The following is a 22,549-nucleotide window of genomic DNA, read 5'->3' as shown; positions in this document are numbered from 1 at the left end:
TCCGCCGTGGTGGCGTGACGGTGAGCGGCGGCGTCCGCCGGCCGGCCCCGAGGAAGAGGACGGTGCCGCCGCCGTCCCGCCCGCATGAGCTCCGCCGAGCAGCGCGCCGAGGGCGCGGGACCGTTCACCACCCGGCTCACCTGGCACCTCCCCGGCGGCGGCACGGCCGTGTGGGAGTCACGGCTCGCACGGCGGCGCGGAGTCATCGCGGTCCGCGCGCCCGGCGCTCCCGGCAGCCGTCACACCAGGGCCGACGAGGTCGCGCTGCGCCGGCTGAGCAGGCTCAACGCCGTCGCCGCGACCGCCTTCGTCATCGGCGGCGCCCTCTTCGCGGCCGGCGCCGGCGTCGCCCAGTTCGGCTCCGGCGACGCCACCACCTGCGCGTCGGTCTACTTCGCCGGCGGACTCTTCTTCAACACCGGCGGCTACGTCTCACTGCTCCAGGTCGTCAACGCCCCCCGGCACGTACCCGGTGGCGAGGGCCGGCTGGTCACCCGGCGCTGGCGCTGGTGGAGCTACGAGCCGGCGCGGCTGGACTGGCTGAGCGCGTTCGTCCTGTTCACCGGCACCCTGGTGTTCGCCGTCGACCTGCTGGACTCCTTCCTCCAGGGCCTGAGCGTCCAGCAGGTCAACCGGCTGATCTGGGCGCCGGACGTGATCGGCTGCGTGCTCTTCCTGATCTCCGGCCACCTCGCGTTCGCCGAGATCTGCCACGGCCGGTTCTGCTTCCGCCGCCGCAGCCTGGGCTGGTGGATCGTCGCCGTGAACCAGCTCGGCTCCGTGCTCTTCATGGTCTCGGCGATCGCGGCCTTCGACCTTCCCGCCACCGGCAGCCTGATCAGCACCGGCATCGCCAACTGGGCCACCCTCACCGGCGCCTCCTGCTTCTCCGTCGCCGGTGTCCTCCAGCTCTGCGAACACCCCTGACCCGGCGCGGACCTGAACGCCGTGCACGACCCCCTCGCGTACCCGGACCTGCCGGGCGGGCCGCTCTGCCGCACCGTGAGCCGGACCTGCTTCCGGCCGCGCGGACGGACGGCGCGGACGCACCGCGCTCCTTCGCGGACGCACCGCGCTCCTTCGCGGCCACCGGGCCGCCGCCGCAGACGGATCCGCCCGGGCGCTGCGCGGGCCGGCCGCCGTACCCGTGCTCGCCCCCGTCCCGGCGGCCGAGCGCCGCACGGCCCGAAGAGAGCTTCCCGCCGAACAGCAGGCCGGGGACAGGGCGTTGCACGCGGCTGCCGCTGTCACCTCTCACCGAAGGAGACCCGCACCGCCGCGGCGTCGGCCGTGGCGGTGCGGGGTGGGGGCGCGTGCCCGGCGCACTGATTCAACCGGTGTGAACCGGCCCTGCCCGGTGCGGCGTACCCCCTATGCTGCGTCGTGAGTGGCGCAGTTCCGGGAGTGGGGCGCCGGTGCTCTTCGGGGGAGGGGCTGTGGAGGAGTGGGGGCCGCTGGTGCCGGCGGTGGCGGCGATCTGGCCGAGAGTCGTGGACCGTGTCGTTGGGCGTGAGCTCGAGGACCTCGAGGACGACGTGCTGGCCGGGCTGCGGGCCTTCGACCGGGCGTGCGAGGCGGCCGCGGCCGAGCAACCCGGCGTGACACCCGAGACCTTCGACGCCCTCGACGGCGCGGCCCGCTCGGTGGAGGCCGCGTTACAGGCCCGGCCGCCCCTGGGGGCCTGGCTGCACGAGGAGTTCGACCGGCTGGCGCGCGGACAGGAGCGGTTCGGGCCCGAGGCGGCACCGGCCCACTGGACCCCCGTGCAGCGCTCGCTGCTCGTGCCCGTCCTGTACGCCACCGACCGCGCACCGCTGGCCGACGGCACCGACCCGGGCGTGTACGGCTCGCGGCGCGGGGAGCTCGCCCACGGTGAGGCCACCGTCGGCGTCCCCGACGACCGGGTGGTCGGCTCCCTGGGCAAACCCCGCTGGTGGCGGCTGAGGCTCCGGCCAGACCCCGCCCGGGACGTGCTCCTCGCCGGCACCCGGCCCACGGACGAGGACACCTTCGCCCGGAACGTGCGCGCACAGCTGGACCACGGCACGGACCGGGAAGCGCTGGTGTTCGTGCACGGCTACCACGTCACCTTCGCCGACGCCGCCCGGAGCGCCGCCCAGATCGCCTACGACCTCAACTTCACCGGCCCGGCCCTGCTGTACAGCTGGCCCTCGAAGGGCGGCGTCCTGGACTACCCGGCGGACGGGGACGCCGTACGGCGTGCCGTCCCGTACTTCCGGACCTTCCTGCACACCCTGCTCACCCGGACCGGGGTGCGCCAGGTGCACATCATCGCCCACAGCATGGGCAACCGGCTGCTCACCGACGGACTGTCGGGCCTGGACACCACCGCGCTGCCCGAGGACTGCGGGCGGCTGGGCCACGTCGTGTTCGCCGCTCCCGACGTCGACGCCGACGTGTTCCGCCACCTGCTCCCGGACACCGTCCGGCAGGCCCGCACCTGCACGCTGTACGTGTCCGACCGGGACCGCGCCCTGGCCGCGGCCCGCAGACTGTCGGACTTCCCGCGCGCGGGGCAGGGCGGCGCCCGCGTGATCGTCGCGCCCGGACTCGACACCATCGACGTCACCGCGCTCGGGACCGATCTCCTCGGCCACTCCTACGTGGGCAACCACGCCGGCGTGATCGCCGACCTGTACGGGCTGTTCCGGCACGGGCACAGGCCCGCGCAGCGCTTCGGGCTCGTCCGCACACCGCATCCGGACGGCGACCACTGGTCCTTCCTGCCGCAGAACTGACCGCACCCGCCGACCGCGACCGCCGACCGCACCCGCCGACCGCGACCGCCGACCGCGACCGCCGGTCACCTCCGAGCACCATGGACGACCGCAGATCACCACCGATCACCACCGACCACGACCGACGACCGATTCCTGATGACCGCCGACCGACACAGAGCGACAGACGATGACCCACTTCGTGGACACAGTACCGTTCGAATGGAGCGCGCCCGGCGCGCTCGAACTGCGCGACCTGCTCGCCTCGGCGTACAACCGCTCCGCACGGGCCGAGCAACTCGCCAGGCAAGCAGGCGTGGACACCGGCTGGGTCGACCTCGAACGGCCCATGATGAGCGTCTGGTTCGACCTCATCACGGTGGCGAGCAACCAGAAGCGCTTACGGGCCCTGCTGGAAGCCGTCACCTCCGGGCCCGACCAGGCCGTCGCCGACCGGGTGCGTGAACTCCTCGACGCGCAGCCCGTGGTGGAGGCGTCCCGCCCGTCCGGGCGGGACGCGGCGGACTTCCGGCATTTCGAGAACCCCGACGAACGCGAACGGCAGATCTTCCGCACCGGCACGCTCCAGGACGTGGTGTTCCTGCGCCGGGGCACCGAACTGGCCCGCTCCGTCTGCCGGCTGCGCGTCACCGCCGCCGACGGCTCCCACTACCACGGCACCGCCTTCCGCATCGCGGACGACCTCCTCCTGACCAATCACCACGTGCTGTTCGACGACGACGGCACGCCCTTCCCGGCGGTGGAAGCCTGGTTCGGCTACGAGGCCGACCTGCGCGGCCGGACCCCGGAACCCCAGGTGGTGCCCTGCGATCCGGCGTCGGCCGTCGGCGAGCCGGTACCGGACTGGGCGGTCGTCCGCAGCACCACGGGCCTGCCCGAGGACGCCGTGCGCGTGTCCCTCCCGGACAGCGTGTCGGTGTCCGTGGACGACAGGGTCTACATCATCCAGCACCCGAACGGCGGCGTGAAGAAACTCGCCGCCCGCCACAACGTCGTCCGGCACGTCGACGACACCGTGATCCAGTACTGGACCGACACGGAACGGGGGTCGTCGGGTTCGCCGGTCTTCGACGAGCACTGGGAGCTGGTCGCCCTGCACCGCCGCTGGCGCAGCATCGGCACGGGCGACGGACCGGCCGAGTTCCGCAACGAGGGGCTGCGGATCGAGCGCGTCGTCGAGGGACTCACACGGAAGCGGCTGGTGTGAGCCGATGTCCGCGCTGATCGACGAACACGCCTTCAACCTCGACGACGAACGCGCCAGGAACCTCCTGCGCGCCCTGATCGCCGTCTACGGCTCCAAGCAGCGGGCATACGAGCTCGTCCTCTCCGCCGGATTCCGGGAGGCCGACGTCGACTGGGGCAACAGCATGACGGACGTATGGCCGGAGATCCTGGAGGCGGCGGCACCCGCCGGCCTGCTGAGGGCTCTGGTCGAGAAGGCCGCCGAGGACCCCAACACCAGGGCGTTCCCCGTCTTCGGGTACCTGCTCTCCGAGCGGACCTCCGCCCGGGAGGCCGATCCCTGCTCCGCGTACCTGGTCAACAACCGTCAGCGGGCGTTCATCGACCGTCTCGGGTTCCGCACCACCCTGCACAACATGGTCAACGGCGACGGCAACCGGGTGCTGGCCGTGCACGGCCGGCGCCGCTCCGGCAGGACGCACAGCTGGTACCTGATCGCCCACGTGCTGGACAGCCACGGTGTCAACCGCCGCCGGATCCGCATGAGCGACTACAGCTCCCCGGTGCGCGTCGCGGACATCGGGCACACCCTGCGGGAGATGTTCGGCTGGAACCTCTCCGTCGACCTCAACACCTCCGAGGACAGCCAGGCACGCAGTCTGGTCAACCAGATCGGGAACGTGATGAGCGAGCAGCGGGCCGGCGGAGCGGGGGCCGGCCACTGGCTGGTCATCGACGACTCGCAGTCCGTGCGCTTCACCGAGCCCGCCCTGCGGGCCCTGACCCGTCTGGTCTCCGCCGTCGTCGAGGAGGAGATGGCCGACCGGCTCCGCGTCGTCCTGCTCGCCTACGACGGCTGGCTGCCCGACGAGCTCCGGTCCTACGTCTCCCACGAGGAGTTCGGCCCCCTCGTCGGCAAGGACCTGCACGACTACGTCCTCGCCGTCGCCAAGGAAGCGGGCCGGCCCATCGACCCGGACCAGGCCGACCACCTCGCCGACGAACTCAGCAGCCGCGTCGGCGGCGGGCACATCGCCGCCGACGCACCGCTGCCGATGACCGACGGACTGCAGCGCGCGGCCGCGTCCTGGGCCCGCGAACAGTACGCCTGCGGAGGTGCGTGAGGTGACAGGCACACCGGCCGGCCCGGACCGGCCGCACGGCGACGACGGCCGCCGCTGCCTACGGGAGAGAACGGCCCTGCTGTCCTCCTTCGCCGCCCACGACCTCACCGAGGACGGGAGCGGCCCCCGTGGCGCCGCGCTGGAGGACTTCCTGCTGGAAGACTGCGCGCGCACCATGACCTCCGCGGGCCGGCGCTGGTCCCTGGCACCCGCTCCCCGGGCCCGGACGCTGGACGGCCTGCACACCCGCGACCGTCTGCTCACCGCGGCGACGTCCGCGCCCGGCGGCGCAGAGGATCCCGCGTGCGTCTGGGCCGTACGGCTCCTGCGGGGCACCGCGCCGCCGCTGTCCGGGCAGAGCTTCGACGAGCTGTACACCGCGCTGAGCGTGGTCGGCTGGTTCCAGGACGCCCCTCTCGCCCGGGAGCGGCTGGCGCTGGACGGCGTCGCCCTGCCGCGCCGCGAGGACATCGAGCGCGCGCTGGGACGCGCCCGTCTGCTCCAGCCCCTGCACGCCCTCACCGGCACCCGGTTCGCCGGGCGCGTCCGGGAACTGGCCTGGCTCAGTGCTCGCCTCGACGACGGGGCGGACGGCAGCCGGCCCGCACAACAGGGCAGCTCCGCCGTCCGGGTGTTCGTGCACGGGCCCGGCGGCGTCGGCAAGTCCACGCTCGTCGCCCGCTTCGTCCTGGAACACACCGACGGCCGGCCCGGCCCGGCCGGGAGACCCCCGGTCGACGACGGCGAACCGTCTGCCGGTGCCGGTGTCGGCACCGGTGCCCCCTCGGCCCCCGCACCTCCCGGTCCCGGGCAGACCCCGCGGCCCGCCGCCATGCCCTGTCTGTATCTCACCTTCGACCGGCACGACCTCGTCCCGGAACGGCCGCTGACCCTCGTCGCCGAGGCGGTGCGCCAACTCGGACTGCTCCACCCGCGCTTCACCCCCCTCACCCGCGATCTGGAGGGGGAGCTGGCCAACACGCTGACCGCCGACCGGCTCACCCGCTCCGAGGAGGGACACCTCGGACCCCGGGCCGCCCATCGGCGCGACGAACTGACGCTGATCGACGCGTTCGCGGCGCTCGTGACCGTCGTCACCGGTGGCACCGCCCGGCCGTGGGTGCTCGCCCTGGACGCCTTCGAGCAGGTGCAGCGCAGCGGGCCCGTCGCCGTGGAGCGACTCCTGGACTTCCTCACCCTCATGCACCAGGCGCACCCCGGCCTCCGGGTCCTCGCGGCAGGCCGGGCACCGGTGGAGTCCGCCACCTTCCAGAACCTGCCGCTGGAGGGGTTCGACCCCGACACCGCCCGGTCCTTCCTGCGCCGCGAACTGACGGACGGCGCCGAGGACGCCCTGTCTCCCGTCGGCCGCCGGCAACTCGACGTCATCACCCGCATCGTCGGGACCGGCCCGCTCAACCTGAAGCTCGCCGCCGCCCTCGTACGGCGGGAGGGGGTCCACGTCCTCGACGATCCCCGCCTGCGCAACGAGCTCCTGCTCGAACTGAGGGCCCAGAACATGCAAGGAGTCCTCTACCGGCGGATCCTGGACCACCTCGAGGACCCGGACCTGCGCAGCATCGCCGGCCCCGGCCTCGTCGTCCGTACCCTCACCCCCGACGTCATCCGCGAGGTGCTGGCCGAACCGTGCGGACTCGGCCACGTCGACGAGGACCGCGCACGACAGCTCTTCGACGGCCTGCGCGCCGAGGCCACACTGGTGGAGGCCGTACCCGGCCGGGACGCCGTGGTGCACCGCGGGGACGTCCGCCAGGTGATGCTCACCCTGGTGCGCCGCGACCGCCCCTCCGTGGTGGAACAGATCCACCGCAGGGCGGTGCGCTACTACGCCCTGCTCGGCACGGACGACGACCCTGTCGAGGCCAGGGCGGAAGAGCTCTACCACCGCCTCGCGCTGGACCAGTCGACCCGGACCCTGGACGGACGCTGGACCGACGCGGCCGGGCCGCGCCTGGAGGGCGCGATGGACGAACTGCCCGCCCGCGCCCAGGTCTACCTCACGGAGAAACTGGGCAACTCGGCGACCGCCGACCTGCGCGGCAAGGCGGACGACGAGACCTGGGAGCGCCAGGCCCTGCGCCTGGGCAGAGCCCTCCTGGCCGCGGACCAGCCCGCCGAGGTGGGCAACGTCCTGTCCGAACGGCCGCACCGGGTGGCGCAGAACCTCGAACTGACGCTGCTCGCCATGCGGGCCAGACTCGCGCTGCGCCGTCCCGCGGCGGCCTACGTCCGCGTCGAGCGGGCGCTGGAACTGGCCGCGGAGTCCGGAGATCCCGCCGCCTTCGTGGAACTGGCCCTGGTGGGGGCCCGCGCCTGCGAGGACCTCGGCCGTTTCGACCTCGCCATGGATCTGCTGACGCAGGCACGCCGCGTGGGCGGCCTGTCCGGCATGGCGATCCGCCTGCTGTCCGTGGCCGCGGCGCAGCTCAGGATCCACCGGCGGTGGGGCACCGCGGACACCGCCCCGGCACGCGAGCTGCGGGAGGACACCGTGCGGCAGGTGAGCGGCCTCGACGCGCGAACCTGTCGGCGCCACCCCCTCCTGATCCGGGAACTCGCCGCCGAGATCGGGGACGAGATGCCGGAACTGGTCTCGTACACCGCCGGATCCCTCGGCGTCGGCGGCACCGAGGGCCCCGACGACGCGCTGCTCGGAACGCTCACCGGGGAGGTCGTGCACACCCCGCTCCCGGTACCGGCCCCCGAGGCCCCGGCAGTCGGCGGCCCGGCCGAGCCGGTCCGCGACAGGGGCCCGTCGGCACCGCCGGGGTCGGTGAGCGTGAGCAGCGTCAGCCGGGGCATGGCCGTCGAGAATTTCCTGGGCGCGAGCCCCGCCGGGGCCGCCGAGTGGAACAGGGCCCTGGTCCACTCCTACCGGAACGAAGTGGACCGCCCCTACACCGGCGACGCCGTCGTGGTCGTCCCGGGATTCGGCGGGAGCACCCTGGTGGCCGAGGAGACCGGTGAGGCCGTGTGGCCCAGGGGCGTCAGCTTCATCCCCCGCAGAGGACTGCGGCACCACGGAGTCGAACGCCTGGCCGTGACGGAGGCGGAACGCCGGGGAGCACCGGGGCGGTTGCGGCCCGTCCGGCTCCTGTCCGTTCCCGCCTGGGCCCCGCTGGTGGGCGGCCTCTCACCGTACAGCGCGCTTATCAAGGGTGTCGGTTCGGTGACGCTGCACGACGACGCGGTGCTGGAGTTCCCGTACGACTGGCGGCTGTCGGCGGAGAGCAATGCCCGTCTGCTGGCCCACGCCGCCCTGGAGCATCTGGAGCTATGGATGCGGCACCAGGCACGCCGGGTCTCCGCGTACCAGGAACCCGCCGACGCTCCGAAGCTGGTGCTGGTCGCCCACTCGACGGGCGGACTCGTCGTCCGGAGCGCCCTGGCACGGTCCCCGGAACTGGCCCGCGCGACCCGGGACGTCGTGGCGATCGGCACACCTTTCCGGGGTGCCCCCGACGCCGTGACCATGTTCGGTCCGCCGCCGCCCTCCATGGGACGGGACACCGCGGCGTACGCCGCCCACGCCGTGGTGCGGACGATGCCGGGCGCCTACGACCTGCTGCCGGAGACACGGTGCGTGCTCACCGAGGACGGCGGGCTGCGCCGGCTCACCGCCGACGACGTGGCAGCCGTCGGCGGGGACCGCGCACTCGCGTCGGCCGCGCTGGACGCACGCCGCGGCCGTGCCGCCGCCGGGTGGCAGCCCCGTCTGCACGCGGTCGTCGGCACGGCCCAGCAGACGGTGCAGAGCCTCGCCGTCCGGGAGGGCAGGGGGCGGCGGGCGACGGTGGACGAGAGGGGGGACGGGCTGGTGCCGATGACGGCCGCGACACCGGCCGAGCACGTGACGTACCTGCCCGTCGTGGGCCGGCACGGCTCGCTCCCCTCCAGCGCGACCGTGGTCAACCTGGTCCAGGAGATCCTCACCTCCGGGTCCGGCGGTCCGAGACCGCCTCATGCGGAGCTCCGTGGCTCCTCCGGCATCGCGAACCGCCTGCCCGGACGCACGTCGCCCGACGCGGAGGCCGCCCCGGCGGCGTCCTTCGGCATCAGTTCACCGTCGCACGTGCTGCCCGGAGCCGAGTGGTCCCTGACGGTCACCGGCGCGCACCATACGGCCGTCACCTGCAGGCTGCTGCATGCGGAGACCGGTGAGGTGACGGCACGGCTGGCCCTGAGCCCGGTTCCGGGGATCCCGGGCATGTCCACGGCGCGGACCGTCGTGGACGGCCCGGGGCTGTACACGATCTTCGCCCAGGCCGGCGGGCTGTCCGCCACGGCCCTCGTGGTCGCGGCCGATGAAGGACTCGACGCCTGAGGCGCCGTCGGACGACGAGAACGAGACGTCAGACGACGAGGACGAGAACGAGACGTCAGACGACGAGGACGAGAAGGAGGACGACGAGCACGACGAACAGGACGCTCAGCACCACCAGCGTGATCCTGGCCCCGGTGGTGAGCCGGGACGACGGGAGGGGCGTGTAGTCGGCGAACGGGTCGGCCGGATAGCGGCTGGGCTTGAAACCGGCGTGACCGTAGTAGCCGGTGGACCGCCCGGGGTCACGGGCGGGCGCGGACGCGGCGGTAGCGGAGGGAGCGGGCATGTGCCGGGAGACCCTCGCGGGGCGCGGCGGGTCGGGCTGCACGGGCACCGGCCCGGGGTCCCCGGCCCGGCCGGGACCAGGGTCTGCCGTGGGGACGACGGGCGGCTTCGCGGCCCGGACCGGATCCGGTTCCGTGACAGGCACGCCCGGCGGCTCCGCTGCCCGCCGGGGCGACGGAGCCGTGGCGGGGAGGAGGGGCGGCTCCGCGGCCCGCACGGGGGCCGGCTCCGCGGCCGGGGCGACGGGCGGCTGCGTGCCCCGGACGGGGGCCGGCTCCGTGGCGGGGACGGGGGCCGGCTCCGCGGCCCGTCCGGGCCGCCGTTCCGTGAGGGGGACGGCGGCCGGCTCCGTGCCCCGGCCGGGATCCGGTTCCGCCGTGGGGGCGACGGGCGGCTTCGCGGCCCTGGCAGGATCCCGTTCCGAGGCCGGGGCGACGGCCGGTTCCCCGGCGGGGACGGCTGACGGCTCCGCGGCCGGGCCGGGCCCCGGACCCTTCGGCCCGTCGGGTGCCGGGAAGATGCCGATGTCCAGGAACGGACGCGGACCGGAACGCGGCCCCGTCGTGGGCCGGTAGGCCATCAGCTCCAGCAGGTTCACCGACGAGGTGACCTCCGGCTGCGGTTCGAGGTCCGGCTGAAGGTCGGCGGGGCAGTGGAGCAGCGCGAGCAGCTGCCGCGCCCTGACGCGCACCTCGTCCGTGCCGTGGTCCAGCAGCGCCTGCCAGTTGCGGGACTGCACCGGATCACGGAAGTCCTTGCGGGAGAGCAGGAGATGATCGGAGCCGTGCTGGTGCAGAGCCTCCCACAGCGAGAGGTCGTGACTGAGCATCACCAGCGCGGTATGGATGACGTGCGAGGGGAAACGGTCCCGGTGCATCGCCACCAGGGCGTCCGGCTCCTGGATCGGGATCCCGTTCGACGTGCTGGACGTGAAGACGGTACCGCCGGTGATGTCGGTGTGGTGGACCTGGGTCGCGCCGTCCGGGCCGCGCTCTCCCTCGCGCGGCAGACGGAAGTCCGGGTGGCCGTCCTCACGCCGCGGCGGCAGCGACCACGCGGGCACGGTCATGGCGTCGTAGTCGACGAACCGCACCGACGTCGATGCGGTCACCAGGACGTTGCCGCTCTGCAGGTCTCCGTGACTGATCCCGGACCTGTGCATCTGGTAGACGGCACTGGCGAACCGGTGGGCCAGCCGCCGCAGTTCACCGGCCGCGTCCTGCTGCCGCCGGTCGAGGAGCTGGTCGATCCAGTCGGTGAGACGCTTTCCGGGCACCCATTCCATCAGGACCACGGGCCACCAGCGCTCCTGCACCCAGAGCCCTTCGTGCAGGTAGCGGACCTCGACGTGCCATGAACCGCGGGCGCCGTGAAGACAGTTCGCGATCTCGCGGTAACGCTTCTCGCGGTGCGGTTCGTCGCGGTTGAAGCACTTCAACGCCCAGAGCCGGCCGCTTTCCGGGTCCTCCAGGGGGTACACCGTCCCGAAACTGCCGCCGTCGGAGCCCGGCTGGCCGTCGGAGCCCAGCCGAGGCCGGCAGCGCTTCAGGAGCGGATCCTTGCTGCGCTGCTCCAGACAGGCCACCGCGGACTGGTAGTCGGACGGCGTGGGCCGCTGCCCGGATGGCGTCCTCACGTCCCGCACTCCGCTCTGAGCAGGGTGATGTCGTCGTCCTTCAGGACCTGCTTGACCCGCTGGTCCTGCACCCAGGCGACGAAGTCGACCCGGCTGCCGCACACGGCGTCCAGCACCTCCCAGGGCCGGCCCCCGTCATGGGCCTGCCGCGTCCACCAGACGGCCAGGGCGTCCGTCATCAGGTAGAACACGTCGCCCTCGCACCAGTTCCCCTCTTCGAGCCGGGGTTTGAGGGAGGACTGGGCGCCGCCCGCCCGGATCACCTCCGGTATGCGTGCCATGACGGCGACCGACGCCACCACATGGCCGGAGCGGACCTGGAACATGCACGAGTCGCCGACGGAGACCACCCGCCACGCCCCTGCCCCGGGGTGGCCGGGTGCGTCGTGCCCGGCCGGCCCGGGGAGCAGCTGGAGGCCGAGGAGCGTCGCTGCGGGGGAGCTGTCGATCCGGTGCCGCGCGAGCCACGACGTGCTGCTGGTCGAGGCCCTGTGGAGCAGGGTCTGCCGGTGGTCGGGCCAGCGAAGACCCGCGTACGAGGCGACGTGCGCGAACGCCTCGCCGTTCCGGAACGCCCGGCCGGGCGCGGCGCCCAGGTCCCGGGCCAGCTGGCTCGCCCACCAGCCGCTGCCGGCCGAGCCGCTGCTGCCGTCGGTCACGATCAGCCGGGCCTCCCCCCTGATGCCCGGCCCGGGGACCACCATGCACGCCGCGTCCTCGATCTGGGTGGCGTTGAGGTTCGACTTGGGCGCCTGCATCGAGAGCTGCTTCCTGATCATGCCGGAGTGCCGACGTCCAGGAAGAGCATGACGGACTTCATGCTCGCGTTGAAGACGAACCCCCGGGCCCCCGGCTCCACCGGGATACCGAGGTCCGCGGCCGTGTCCCGCATGTCGGGAGGCAGGACGTCGGAGATGGAGAACAGCTTGGCACCCGCCGGCGGCAGCCCCGCGGCGGTGCTCGGGTAGCTCTTCGGATGCGCGATGTCGGACGCGATGTGCAGGTTGAACAGCAGGGCGCTGCCGTCCATCGTCCCGAGGGAGCGGAGCTTCTGGGCGGGGCCGACCGGGTCGCCGTCCGTCGACTCGCCGTCGGTGAGGTTCAGGACGATGGGGGGAAAGCTGCTGGGGTGCTCGCCCACCCAGCGGTCCACGACTTTGCGGGCGTACTCGAGGGCCTCGCACATCGGGGTTCCCGAGGAGGCCGCGGCCTCCAGCCAGATGGGGATCTCCGCCACATGGGTGGTGGTCGTGCCGTCCGGGAGGAGTTCGGCACGGGTCGACCGCTCGGTGCGGATCCTGCCCTGGGCGAGGGCGCTGGCGGGCACCAGGTCCTGACCGGTGAGCGGACCGCCGAGCGCGGGCCCGACGGTGGCGCCGTAGCCGATGACGGAGACGTAGAAGAAGTCCCAGATCTCGTCGATCCCCCGGGCGCACCGGATGATCAGCTCACGGAGCATGCTGTTGATGGCGTCGGCCACGGCCATCTGCTTCGACTGGGTGGTGCTGGGCATGGTCGCGCGCATGGAGCTGGACTGGTCGATCAGGAACACGATGCAGGCCGGATTGGCCCGGCTGATCTCTGCCTCGTACACGGCGGGGGGTTCCCTTCTGCTCAGGATGGTTGGCTGCTGCTGGGTGGCCGTCTCAGCCGGGCCGGCTCCAGGTGCTCAGGTGTCCGTCGACGAAGCCGACATGGAGCCCGCCGGGAGTGGCCGTCACGTGCAGGGGCTGGGGGCCCTCGGAAGTCAGCGGCTTCAGCTCCTGCCCGCTCCGTACGTCCAGCCGCTGCACACTGCGTGCGCCGCAGACGTACACCACCCCGTCGAGCACCGTCACCGGGCTGCGCCCGTCCCCGTCGCTGAGGGTGCGCCACCGCTGCGTCCAGTGCTCCAGGGACTGGGCGGCGACCGTGCCCTTGCGGTCGACGACCAGCAGCAGATCGCCGTGGACGACGGGGGGCGCGGTGATCGGGTGCGGCGACGCCTCCCACTGCAGGCGCGTGGTGCCCGAGGTGCTGAGGTGGCGGACGACGCCCGCGGCGTCGCCGGTGTACACACCTTCCTTCGCGAGGGTCACGGCGCAGCCGGCCGCGTCCCACGGCTGGTGCGGGCCGTGGCTCTCCCCGGTCGCGGGCAGCACCACCAGCACGCCGCTGCGTTCGGTGGGGACCCAGACGCGGACACCGTCGGTCGTGAGCGGGGAGACCACGGGTTCGTCCAGCGCGACGACGCGTCGCCCGGTGGCACCGCCCGGCGCCGCGGAGCGCCGGAACCCGAACAGGCCGTCGGTGGTTCCGGCCAGCAGCATGTCGTCGACCGTGACGGGTGAGTGCGGTCCGGGGTCACCGTCGAGCCTCAGACAGATGTCGCCGCCGGTGCTGTCACCGAGGTCGTGGCCGTTCAGCAGGCCGTCCCGCAGAGCCCACCACAGCCGGCCCTCCCAGAGGACGGGGGCCGATTCCGCGGTGCCGCGCAGAGCGAGCGTGCGGTGATGCTGCCCGGTGACCGCGTCGAGCAGGTGCGCGCTGCTCCCGGAGGTCACCACCAGCAGGCCGCCCACGGCCAGGGGAGGGCACAGCAGCGGGCCGCCGGTGTCCCATTCCCAGAGCGGTTGCGGGGCGGAGCCCGCGCCGGTGCGGTCGGCGGGCCGGCCCGCGGGGGAGGGCGGGGCGGTGCTGCCGCCGGACGGCTGTGTGCGCGGACCGCCTGTGGCGACGCCGCCGGAGGCGAGGGCGGTGGTCTCCTTGAGGACGACTGTCTCCGCGCCGGCGGTCGGCTTCGTCGGGGCGGGCGCCGGGGCGGGTACGGGGGTGGGGGTGTTGACGCCCGGCCCGGGCACGACCGCCGTGGGTGACGTCTGCCGGGCGGGCGCCGTGCCGGGCGTGGGGGCGGGCGCTTCGACGGGGCGGGGTGTGTCCTGGCCCGTCGAAGCGGACGGAGCCGGGGACGACGCCGGGGGACGGGGACCGGTGCCCGTGGGCTGGTGCTTGCGGACCTTGTCCTGGACCAGCTCCACGTACAGGTTCCAGGTCTCGCTGTACCGGGAGATCCGGTGATTGGCCCACAGGGGCGGTACGACGATCCGCTTGAGCCGTCCGGCTCCGGGCCGTGACCACGGCCGCCGCCGCGTCGAACGCCCCGCCGCCTTGCGCAGTCTGACGCCTGCGTTGCCGTGGTGCGACGCCCAGTGGGCGAGAGCCTCCTCGGCGGGTCTGCGCGCGGCCTTGCGCTGCGCCAGGGCGTCGACGATGTCGATGACCGGCAGCGGGACGACACCGGTGCAGGCGAACGCGGCGATGGCGCCCACCGCGTGGACACTGCTGGACCTGCGGACCGAGGCGTCGGCGCGGCGCAGTTCCGGCGGCAGCCAGCTCGGGTCGGCCCACATGAACGGGACACGCCTGGCCCTGTCCTGGAGGTTGCCGGTGGGGTGGAGGAGGCGGCGCAGCACGAAGGCCAGATGCACATCGACGACCACCGCTCCGTCAGGGCCGAGGAACAGGTTGGACGGCGTCAGGCCGGCCAGGGAGAGTCCTTGCGCGTGCAGGCGCCGGGCCAGCTCGGAGAGCCGGTGGACCAGGTGGAGCGCCGCTTCGGCCGGCAGCGGCTGGATGGTCACGGCGGTGGCCAGGGAGACATGGCCCGTGGTTCCGCCGTCGGCCGCCGACGGTTCCGTCAGCAAGGGGGTGGCGAGCCAGGCCCGGTCGGCGTTGTCGTCGTACCCGCCGTCGGTGGGCATGACGTGGCGGGCCCAGAACGTGTCCGGCTCCTTGCGGACCCCGCGGAAGTGGTCCAGGAATTTCTCCACCCGCAGTCCTGTCACCTCGGCCGGTCCCCAGCCGGGGTGCAGTTCCTTCACCGCGTGCCGGGTGCCGTCCGGTGCGGCGGCGAGGTACGTGTGTCCGAGCATTCCGCTGCCCAGCGGTCGGAGTAGGCGGAAATCCCCGAGCTTTTCCATGTGTGGCACTCCCGTGCGGCTGTCGTTGTCCTCGCCCGTTCTTCGTCCCCGGGGTGTGCCGTGCGCTGCCGGACGCCCCGCCCGCCCCCGGGTGGGCGGGTCATGGCCCGGACGGCCCGGGGAGGCTGAGGGCCTGCACGGTGCAGTCCAACGTGCCGACGTACGCCGCCCCGCGCGTGATGAGCGGTGGCGCGTACGTCGCGGCCTCCAGGGGATGGGTCCAGCGCGGGCTCCCGGTGAGGGCGTCGACCGCGGTCAGGGCGTCGTCCGAGCCGACGTACACGGTGCCGTTGTCGTGGACGGGGACGCAGCGCAGGTGGCCACGTGCGGTGAGACGCCACCGGCGGGCGCCGGTGTGTGCCTCGTGGGCCCACAGGGTGCCGCCGGCCGTCCCCGCGTAGAGCATGCCCTGGCCGACGACGGGTCCGGTGCAGGCGGCGGCCTTGTTGGCCGAGCGCCACCGCTCCTCCCCGGTGCGGGTGTCGATCGCGTACAGGGTGCCCGTGCGGCTGGCCAGATACAGCGTGCCCGCGTGCTCGACGGGTGCGCCCACGAGGTCCTGGAGGTGCGGCAGCAGGAGCGCACCGGACCCGTCGTGCATCGACAGGGACTGGACCGTGCCCTGCCAGCCCGAGACGTAGACGTGGTCCGCCGTCACGGCGGGGCGGTCGACGACCGGGCCGTTGCCGCGGCTGCTGACCCAGTGCGGCTCGCCGGTACGGGCGCACAGGCAGTGCACCGCTCCGTCACGCGCTCCCACCAGCACCCGGTCGTCCTTGACGACCGGCGTGAACAGACAGCTGTCGCCGGCCGAGTAGCTCCACCGGGTGGATCCGTCCGCGGTGTCGAGAGCCACCAGGGTGCGGTCGGAGCATGTGACGTACAGCGTGCGGCGGTCCGCCGCGGGGGTGTGCTCGACGCGTGCCCCGAGGTCGTGCCGCCACAGGACGCCGCCGCCGACCGCGTCCAGCAGCAGGACGGTGCCGTCGAGCGAGCAGACGGCGACACCCACCGTGGCGTCGACCGGTGAGGTGAAGTAGGCGCGTCCGCCGAGCCGACGGGTCCATCGGACGTGCGGCGCGTCCGTGGAGGGGCGGCGGGGCCGTACCCCGCGCGGCTTCTGCTCGGGCACGAACGACCTGGTGTGCTCCGCGTACTTGAGCACTTCGGTACGGGCGGTCTCCGACAGCCAGGTCCTGGCACGGGTTCTCGCGGTACGCGGCTGTACGCCGTGCTCGGCGAGTCTGGTGAGGAGTTCCTGCGCGGTGATGCGGTCCGCCGGGTCCGGCCGCGTGCACGCCACCACGAGGTCCTGCAGGGAGGAGGGCAGACGGTCGAAGGTGCCGGCGGGGAACAGGGGTGCGCGGCCCACCATCGCCTCGTTGAGGTCGGGGCGGTCCATCTCGGCGCCGGTGGCGGCGTACACGAGGGTCAGCCCGAGGGCGAAGATGTCGCTGGGGTGGTCCGCCCCGCCGTATATCTGTTCCGGGGCCATGAACGCGTCGGTGCCGACCTTCATGGTCGGATAGGTGCGCGTGCGGTCCAGTCTGCGGGCGACGCCGAAGTCGATGAGCCGCAGAGAGCCGTCCGCCGCGCTGAGGACCAGGATGTTCGACGGCTTGAGGTCGCGGTGCACGATCCGGCGCGTCTGCAGGCGGACCAGGATGGGAGCGAGTTCGGCCGCCAGGTGCAGCACCCGCTCGGTGGGGAGCGCACCGTGCTGGGCGACCAGCTCACGCAGGTCCATGCCGTGCACGAACTCCGTGGCGAACCACGGAGGTTTGTCGTCCGGGTCGCAGTCCAGGAGTTGCAGGGTCCCTTTGGCGTCCATCTCGCGGAGCGCCTCGATCTCCCGGCGGAACAGGCGGAGCACGTAATCGTTCGTCCAGAGTTTGCGGCGCAGCGCCTTCACCACGGCGAGCATCGGCTCTTCGGTGCCCGGTTCGCTGGTGCTCGCAAGGTAGACGGTCGCCATGCCGCCGGCCCCCAGGACGGCCAGCATGGTGAACGGCCCCAGACGCGACGGGTCGTCGCTGCCCAGGCTCATCATGTCCCCTTCACTCCCCCCTGCTGAAAAGGACAAGTCTTTCGATGGTGCGCCGTCGCCCTGCACTGCGGTGAGTGACAGCGGCCGAGGCGGCGAAATCCCTTCAGGGGAAATGAGAATACTTCAATACGGGTCTATGTGTTGCACCGAGGAAGATCTGCCGAGGAATGCGAAAGCAAGCGACCGCATAAACGATTCCTCAATATAAAGAGTGATCGAAGTTGATCGCTTTGCGATCGAAGCGGTAAGGAAATGCTCGTGAAGTGAAACTGGCGGCGGTAGGGGTGCGGTTGAGGAGCCGACGGTGCTATGGGGGCCGCGTCCTCGATCCGGAGGGGGCCGCGGCCGTCCGTGAGGTCTTCGGCCACGTCAGGCACGGATCGCGGCCGCGGTTCGTGCGTGTGCCGGGCGGGCACGGAGGGCGGTTCGGAGGGGCCCCGGCATTCGGCCGCCAGGGCGGTCCCGGCGGTCGCGCGATTCGGAATTGCGTCGAGAATGTCGATTTGGCGTCGTTCGGATTTCCGGACCGACGGAGCGGGCACGGCTCGGCCCCCCGGATTCGGACCGCCGTTTGCGGCGCATTCCGTCGCCGGCCCGGGCAACGGCGTGGGCGGACCCGGGCGGGGCGGGGCGCGGCCGGGATCCGCGCGCCCCGGACGGTACGGGGCCGGGAGACCCGGTGAGCGTGCGGGGCGAGCGCCGCACGCGGCAGCCTGCCGGTCGTCACGGTCCGGCCGGCCTCGTCGACGACCGGCCCGGATCAGGGAGCCGCCCCCTCGCCCCCGACGGACATGTCCTGCCGCGCGGACCTCGGCCTCCCCCCGGCGAGCGGGTCCGTCCTTCAGACGGGACGGCCGCGGGCGGAAAACGCCGGGCGGGCCGGACCGGCCGAGAAGAGAATGACGCGGTGCTGATCGTGGATGCCGTCCTGGAGACCCCGGACACCTCTGGTTCTTCCTTCTGGCCCGTCGCCGACCTGCCTTCCTGCCGGTTCATGGTCCTGTCGGGCCGGATGTCCCCGCGCGAAGTCGGCACGGCACTGGTGGCCCTGGCCGGCTGCGGGTCGTGGACGAGCTCAGGCGACCGTCCCGTGACGGACGCCGGCGAGCCGATCCGGCGTCTGCTGGAGGCGGACGGAGTCGTCGCACCGGGCGGCCTGCGCTTCCACGACACCGCCACCGGCGTCACCGTCGACCCCGGCTGCTGCTGCGGCCTGGAGAGCTGGCGCGAGTGGTCCGGTGTCACGAACGGAGACATCCCGTGGCTCGGCCACGACCCTTCACCGAGAATCGAGCACGCCGCCGGGGTCGTACGGCTGTGGCCCGACGGGGCGGACGCGCACGAAGCTCCTTCCGGCCGGCCCGTCGAGATCGCGGCAGGCGACCTGCCGGGGATCCTGCGGGGCGTGCAGGAGAGCTTGACCGGCTTCCTCCTCCTCACCGGGCAGTGGGCCACCCGTCATGTTCCGGCTCTGGCCGAGGACCTGGTGGCCGTGCTCGACGAAGAACTGGCCGTCGGCGCACCGCTGCCGAGCGCCGGCGGCACACACGTACCGTGACCGGTCACGGGCCGGAAGAGGCGGGGGCCGCCAGGCGCGCCCGGGCCGCGGCGCGCACTTCGGGCGTCTCCATCGGGTCGTCGCGCAGTACGGCGATCCGTTCCAGAGCCGCCGGGCTCGCGGGTGCCGAGGCGATCCCCAGCAGCCGCGCACCCTCCTCGCAGTCCCACAGGGACTCGGTGTGCACGTGGTCCAGGCCGTCGCGGTCGATGGCGGCCAGTGCCTTCAGGTACGCGACCCGCTCGTAGGAGTGCGGGGTGTGCAGCCAGAAGCGCCGCAGCCAGGGCACCGCCGCGGCGGCGTCCGGCCCGAACCGGGCCAGGCGGCGGGCGGTGCGGTCGGGCCCGCACCAGGCGCGTGCCGCCCACTGCCCGGCGAGTTCCTCCACGAGCCCCGGCAGGGTCTCGGGGCCGCCGTGGTCGGCCAGGACGTCCGCACCCAGCCGGGCCAGCCAGGAGCGGTCGTCCCGTGCCCAGCCGCGCGCTGCCGGTACGGCGAGCGCGCCCAGGCGCTCGACGGCCCGCCCGACCAGCGGCAGGGGCCGGCGGCCGTCCGGCGTGCCCAGCGAGGGGACCAGCGGGATCAGCCCCTCGACGGCGGGCTCCCGGCCGTTGAGGGCACGCAGCGCGTCGACCTTCGTGGCGTCGTCCGTACGGGTGCCGGCGAGCAGAGCGAGGAGTTCGCCGGCACCGAGCCCGGCCAGTGACGGCCGTGCGACGGACGGACGGCTCCGCACCTCGATCCCGAACCGTGTCCACGGCTCGCGGAACCACGGCAGCTCCGCCTCCGCGCCGATCCGGGCGCGTGCGACGTCACCGAGGTCCTCCCACCACCGCGGCGGCCAGCTGTCCGACACCGACTCCAGTACGCGGCTCCAGTGCTCGCCCTCGCGGACGTACGCCCGGATGCCCTCCCTGGCCTCGTCCGACCCGGCCAGCGCCAGCAGTTCGAGCACCTCGCAGGCCCGCAGGCACGCCTCTTCGTCCCCCGCCAGCTGATCCACGAGCGGTGCGGGGGACAACTCCAGATCCCTGACCGAGCGCGCCAGGTACAGGGACCGGTCGTCGGTCCCGTCCCACCGCCAGTCACGGCGGATCCCGTCGTACACGAAGCCGGAGGATCCCCGCGGGTCCCGGAGGGCCCGCACCGCGCCCAGACCGCGCCCCCGTTGCAGCAGGCCCTCGACGGAGTCGGAGCGGGCGTACGGCATCTCGTCCTCGTTGTTCATCACCCGGAACCCTGCCCGATCCGGCCACCGCCCCGCCAGGCGATTTCGTCGCGCCGCCCAGGGCCCTTCTGACGGATCTCCGCGGCGTCGCGACGCCCGGCACGCACTCCCCCACTGCCTCAAGGGCGCGGGAGGTGCCCCCAGCCGCACGACACGAAGGGCCAGGTGGCTCCGCCACATGACCCTCCGCGCCGCACACCGATCGCACGCACCGAACGCCGCTCCTTCTCCCACGGAGATCCGCCAGAAGGGCCCTAGCCGAGGAGGGCTTCGGTGATCTGACGCGTGGTCTGCGCGGCGACCCGGGGGTCGACCGCGGCGTGGAAGGTGTACGCGTTCAGCCCCGTGGCCGGCGCCCAGCCGCGGCCGCGCAGCCAGGTGGCGTCGTCCACGCCCAGCGCGGCGCGGCACGCGGCCCGGCACCCGGCGTCCCGGGGTGCCGGGCGGCACAAGCGGTCCGGCCGCGAAGCCGCGGCGTGCGCGCCGCGCGGGAGGCTGTGGCGACCGCCCGCGCGGCGCTGTGGACCGCGAGGTCTCAGCAGGAGAGGTTGTTGCCGGCGGGGACCCCGAGGATCTGTGTGAACTGCTGGTACTTGGTGACGCGGCTCTGGACCTGTGCGGGGTTGCGGCCGTCGCATTCCAGGGAGCCGTTGATGGAGCGGATGGTCTGGCCGAAGCCGGCTCCGTTGACCATGGCGTTGTGGGGGGTCATGGTGCCGGGCCCGTTCTGGGTGTTCCAGTACCACAGGCCGGTCTTCCAGGCGACGGCGGCGTCGTTCTGGACCAGCCAGGGGTTGCGCAGCAGGTCGATGCCCAATGCGTCGCCGGCGGCCTTGTAGTTGAAGTTCCAGCTGAGCTGGATGGGGCCGCGTCCGTAGTAGGCGGCCTGTCCGGCGGGGCAGCCGTAGGGCTGGCTCCAGTCGCAGTAGTGGGGGTAGTTGGCGGTGTTCTGTTCGACGATGTGGACCAGTCCGCCGGTCTCGTGGCTGACGTTGGCGAGGAAGGCGGCGGCTTCCTGCTTCTTCACCGTGTCGCTGCCGGTCTTCGCGAACCCGGGGTAGGCGTTCAGTGCGGCGACCAGGCCGCTGTAGGTGTAGAAGCCGTTCCGGCCCGGGAACATCTGGTTGAACTGCGCCTCACTCACCACGAAGGTGCCGACGGGCGTCCCGGGGCCGTTGTCGCAGGCGTACGGCTCCCAGTACCAGGTGCTGATGACGGGGTCGTAGCCCGGGTTGTCGTGCTCGGCGATGTACGCCCTGCCGTCCGTGTAGCGGACGACGTCGCCGGTGCGGTACGCCTTGCCGGCCACCCAGTTGGGGTAGCTGGAACAGGAGGCCGCGGAGGCGTTCGCGGCGGGCAGCAGCACCGGTGCCGCTCCGGCGAGCAGGAGGGCGGTCACGGCGGCGGCCAGGGGGCGTCTTGACATGGGGTCAGCTCCTTCGTGCGACACGGCCGGCCTCCGGCAAGGAGAGACGAACGGACCTTGTGCGCGCGTGCCGACGGAGCCGGACCGGCGTGGGGGGCCGCCGTGGTGGGGGGTGTGAGGAACACTCAACCGCTTTGGTCTGTACCAGTCAAGGGTGTAGACCAATCATGTCCGTGAGAAGGGCGGCCGCGAACTCCCTTGGAGGCAGGGACGGTTGAAGCCGAGCGCCGCCTGCGCCAGGTCGTGCGCCGGGCCACGACGGTCCCGTGCCGTGTCATGCGCCGCCCCCTCGGACGGTCCCGTGGACACGCCCGCCGCGTGCGCGGGCCGCGGCACTCTCCTTCCGGGGGGGGGGGACGGCCCGCTCGAACTCCCGGATCCTGTCCGCCGATCGCGGCGATGCGATGCCGTGCTGTGCCGCCGGCGACTGCCTGGTGAGACCGTGGTTCCTCTGCCGTACCTGCTGATCTACGCTCGCACGCATGTCACGACCCGTACGGCTTCACATACTGATCACCACCCTTCCGGGCCGCGGCCGGGAACAGGTCGACGCCCATGAGCGGCTCGCGCCGGTCGTGCGGGCCGAACAGGGATGCCTGCAGTACGACCTGCACCGGGTGGCCGGCGATCCGGACCGGTTCGTCCTCGTCGAACTCTGGGCGTCACGGGATGCGCTGGCCGCTCACGACGCCACCGCGCACATGATCGCCGCCGACGCCGCCAGTCCGGCGTTCAGGGCGGGGCCGGCGCAGGTGATCGAGATCGAGGCCGAACCGGTGGCCTGAGCCGCGACGCCGTCGGCCGGCGACGGACGGCACACCCGGGCGGCGCCCGGGGAGGCCCGGAAGACATGCCGGGCGGCCGCTCGGCGTCGGCCGTGTCGCGCGGTCCGCCCCGTGCCGGGACCGGCACGGTCGAGCGGCCTCACGCGGTGGGGCCGCCGGACCGCACCCGTGGCGCCCGAGTGCGAGGGGCCGGTCGCGGAAAGCGGCGCCGG

General features: G+C 73.2%; 14 protein-coding genes and 1 pseudogene. 7 read left to right on the top strand and 8 right to left on the bottom strand.

All coding sequences use genetic code 11. The annotated features are described in order from the left end of the window. Positions 1 to 84 precede the first annotated feature (84 nt). The 5 genes from ACIQGV_RS19905 to ACIQGV_RS19885 all read left to right on the top strand — a co-directional run bounded on the left by ACIQGV_RS19905 (position 85) and on the right by ACIQGV_RS19885 (position 9,413). Positions 85 to 927, top strand: coding sequence for a hypothetical protein (locus ACIQGV_RS19905; RefSeq protein ID WP_402496346.1), 843 nt, complete (start codon positions 85 to 87; stop codon positions 925 to 927). A 509-nt stretch (positions 928 to 1,436) separates the two neighbouring features. After that, positions 1,437 to 2,759 carry an alpha/beta hydrolase gene (locus tag ACIQGV_RS19900; protein ID WP_402496345.1) on the top strand — a complete coding sequence of 441 codons (1,323 nt, stop codon included), beginning with the start codon at positions 1,437 to 1,439 and terminating at the stop codon, positions 2,757 to 2,759. A 181-nt stretch (positions 2,760 to 2,940) separates the two neighbouring features. Beyond that, positions 2,941 to 3,966: a trypsin-like peptidase domain-containing protein gene (locus ACIQGV_RS19895; protein ID WP_402496344.1), complete on the top strand. Its 1,026-nt coding sequence runs from the start codon at positions 2,941 to 2,943 to the stop codon at positions 3,964 to 3,966. A 4-nt stretch (positions 3,967 to 3,970) separates the two neighbouring features. Then, positions 3,971 to 5,068, top strand: coding sequence for an effector-associated domain EAD1-containing protein (locus tag ACIQGV_RS19890; RefSeq protein ID WP_402496343.1), 1,098 nt, complete (start codon positions 3,971 to 3,973; stop codon positions 5,066 to 5,068). A 1-nt stretch (position 5,069) separates the two neighbouring features. Then, positions 5,070 to 9,413, top strand: a complete 4,344-nt coding sequence (locus ACIQGV_RS19885) for a hypothetical protein (protein WP_402496342.1) — start codon at positions 5,070 to 5,072, stop codon at positions 9,411 to 9,413. Positions 9,414 to 9,468: 55 nt separating this feature from the next. On the opposite strand, the gene ACIQGV_RS19880 is transcribed toward ACIQGV_RS19885, so the two are convergent. From ACIQGV_RS19880 to ACIQGV_RS19860, 5 genes are all read right to left on the bottom strand, one after another. Next, on the bottom strand, positions 9,469 to 11,334 hold the full coding sequence (locus ACIQGV_RS19880) for a hypothetical protein (RefSeq protein ID WP_402496341.1): 1,866 nt from the start codon (positions 11,332 to 11,334) through the stop codon (positions 9,469 to 9,471). Next, on the bottom strand, positions 11,331 to 12,113 hold the full coding sequence (locus tag ACIQGV_RS19875) for a hypothetical protein (protein WP_402496340.1): 783 nt from the start codon (positions 12,111 to 12,113) through the stop codon (positions 11,331 to 11,333). Before ACIQGV_RS19875 ends, ACIQGV_RS19880 begins: the two co-directional genes overlap by 4 nt. Beyond that, positions 12,110 to 12,928, bottom strand: coding sequence for a vWA domain-containing protein (locus ACIQGV_RS19870; RefSeq protein WP_402496339.1), 819 nt, complete (start codon positions 12,926 to 12,928; stop codon positions 12,110 to 12,112). The genes ACIQGV_RS19875 and ACIQGV_RS19870 overlap by 4 nt, the downstream gene beginning before the upstream one ends. 52 nt (positions 12,929 to 12,980) lie before the next feature. Further along, entirely contained in the window at positions 12,981 to 15,245 is a 2,265-nt protein-coding gene (locus ACIQGV_RS19865) for a PQQ-binding-like beta-propeller repeat protein (RefSeq protein ID WP_402496338.1), read from the bottom strand. A gap of 148 nt (positions 15,246 to 15,393) precedes the next feature. Then, positions 15,394 to 17,340, bottom strand: coding sequence for a PQQ-binding-like beta-propeller repeat protein (locus ACIQGV_RS19860; RefSeq protein ID WP_402496337.1), 1,947 nt, complete (start codon positions 17,338 to 17,340; stop codon positions 15,394 to 15,396). A gap of 907 nt (positions 17,341 to 18,247) precedes the next feature. Between ACIQGV_RS19860 and ACIQGV_RS19855 the strand changes: the two genes are divergently transcribed. After that, positions 18,248 to 18,898: a hypothetical protein gene (locus tag ACIQGV_RS19855; protein ID WP_402496336.1), complete on the top strand. Its 651-nt coding sequence runs from the start codon at positions 18,248 to 18,250 to the stop codon at positions 18,896 to 18,898. A 4-nt stretch (positions 18,899 to 18,902) separates the two neighbouring features. On the opposite strand, the gene ACIQGV_RS19850 is transcribed toward ACIQGV_RS19855, so the two are convergent. From ACIQGV_RS19850 to ACIQGV_RS19840, 3 genes and pseudogenes are all read right to left on the bottom strand, one after another. Beyond that, positions 18,903 to 20,126 carry a hypothetical protein gene (locus ACIQGV_RS19850; protein ID WP_402496335.1) on the bottom strand — a complete coding sequence of 408 codons (1,224 nt, stop codon included), beginning with the start codon at positions 20,124 to 20,126 and terminating at the stop codon, positions 18,903 to 18,905. A gap of 254 nt (positions 20,127 to 20,380) precedes the next feature. Next, a pseudogene (locus tag ACIQGV_RS19845) lies at positions 20,381 to 20,554 on the bottom strand (phosphotransferase); the annotation flags it as partial. A 107-nt stretch (positions 20,555 to 20,661) separates the two neighbouring features. After that, complete coding sequence (locus tag ACIQGV_RS19840) at positions 20,662 to 21,552, bottom strand: glycoside hydrolase family 19 protein (protein ID WP_402496334.1); 891 nt, start codon at positions 21,550 to 21,552, stop codon at positions 20,662 to 20,664. A 482-nt stretch (positions 21,553 to 22,034) separates the two neighbouring features. Between ACIQGV_RS19840 and ACIQGV_RS19835 the strand changes: the two genes are divergently transcribed. Next, positions 22,035 to 22,337: a putative quinol monooxygenase gene (locus tag ACIQGV_RS19835; protein ID WP_402496333.1), complete on the top strand. Its 303-nt coding sequence runs from the start codon at positions 22,035 to 22,037 to the stop codon at positions 22,335 to 22,337. Positions 22,338 to 22,549: the final 212 nt, after the last annotated feature.

The sequence above is a fragment of the Streptomyces sp. NPDC093094 genome, from assembly GCF_044754345.1.
GTDB lineage: Bacteria > Actinomycetota > Actinomycetes > Streptomycetales > Streptomycetaceae > Streptomyces.
This window is presented reverse-complemented; position numbering and strand designations above follow the sequence as displayed.

Coding starts and splice junctions, on each gene's coding strand:
- ACIQGV_RS19905 (WP_402496346.1), top strand. CDS start 85: ATGAGCTCCGCCGAGCAGCGCGCCGAGGGCGCGGGACCGTTCACCACC.
- ACIQGV_RS19890 (WP_402496343.1), top strand. CDS start 3,971: ATGTCCGCGCTGATCGACGAACACGCCTTCAACCTCGACGACGAACGC.
- ACIQGV_RS19875 (WP_402496340.1), bottom strand. CDS start 12,113: ATGATCAGGAAGCAGCTCTCGATGCAGGCGCCCAAGTCGAACCTCAAC.
- ACIQGV_RS19865 (WP_402496338.1), bottom strand. CDS start 15,245: ATGCTCGGACACACGTACCTCGCCGCCGCACCGGACGGCACCCGGCAC.
- ACIQGV_RS19860 (WP_402496337.1), bottom strand. CDS start 17,340: ATGAGCCTGGGCAGCGACGACCCGTCGCGTCTGGGGCCGTTCACCATG.
- ACIQGV_RS19850 (WP_402496335.1), bottom strand. CDS start 20,126: ATGAACAACGAGGACGAGATGCCGTACGCCCGCTCCGACTCCGTCGAG.
- ACIQGV_RS19840 (WP_402496334.1), bottom strand. CDS start 21,552: ATGTCAAGACGCCCCCTGGCCGCCGCCGTGACCGCCCTCCTGCTCGCC.
- ACIQGV_RS19835 (WP_402496333.1), top strand. CDS start 22,035: ATGTCACGACCCGTACGGCTTCACATACTGATCACCACCCTTCCGGGC.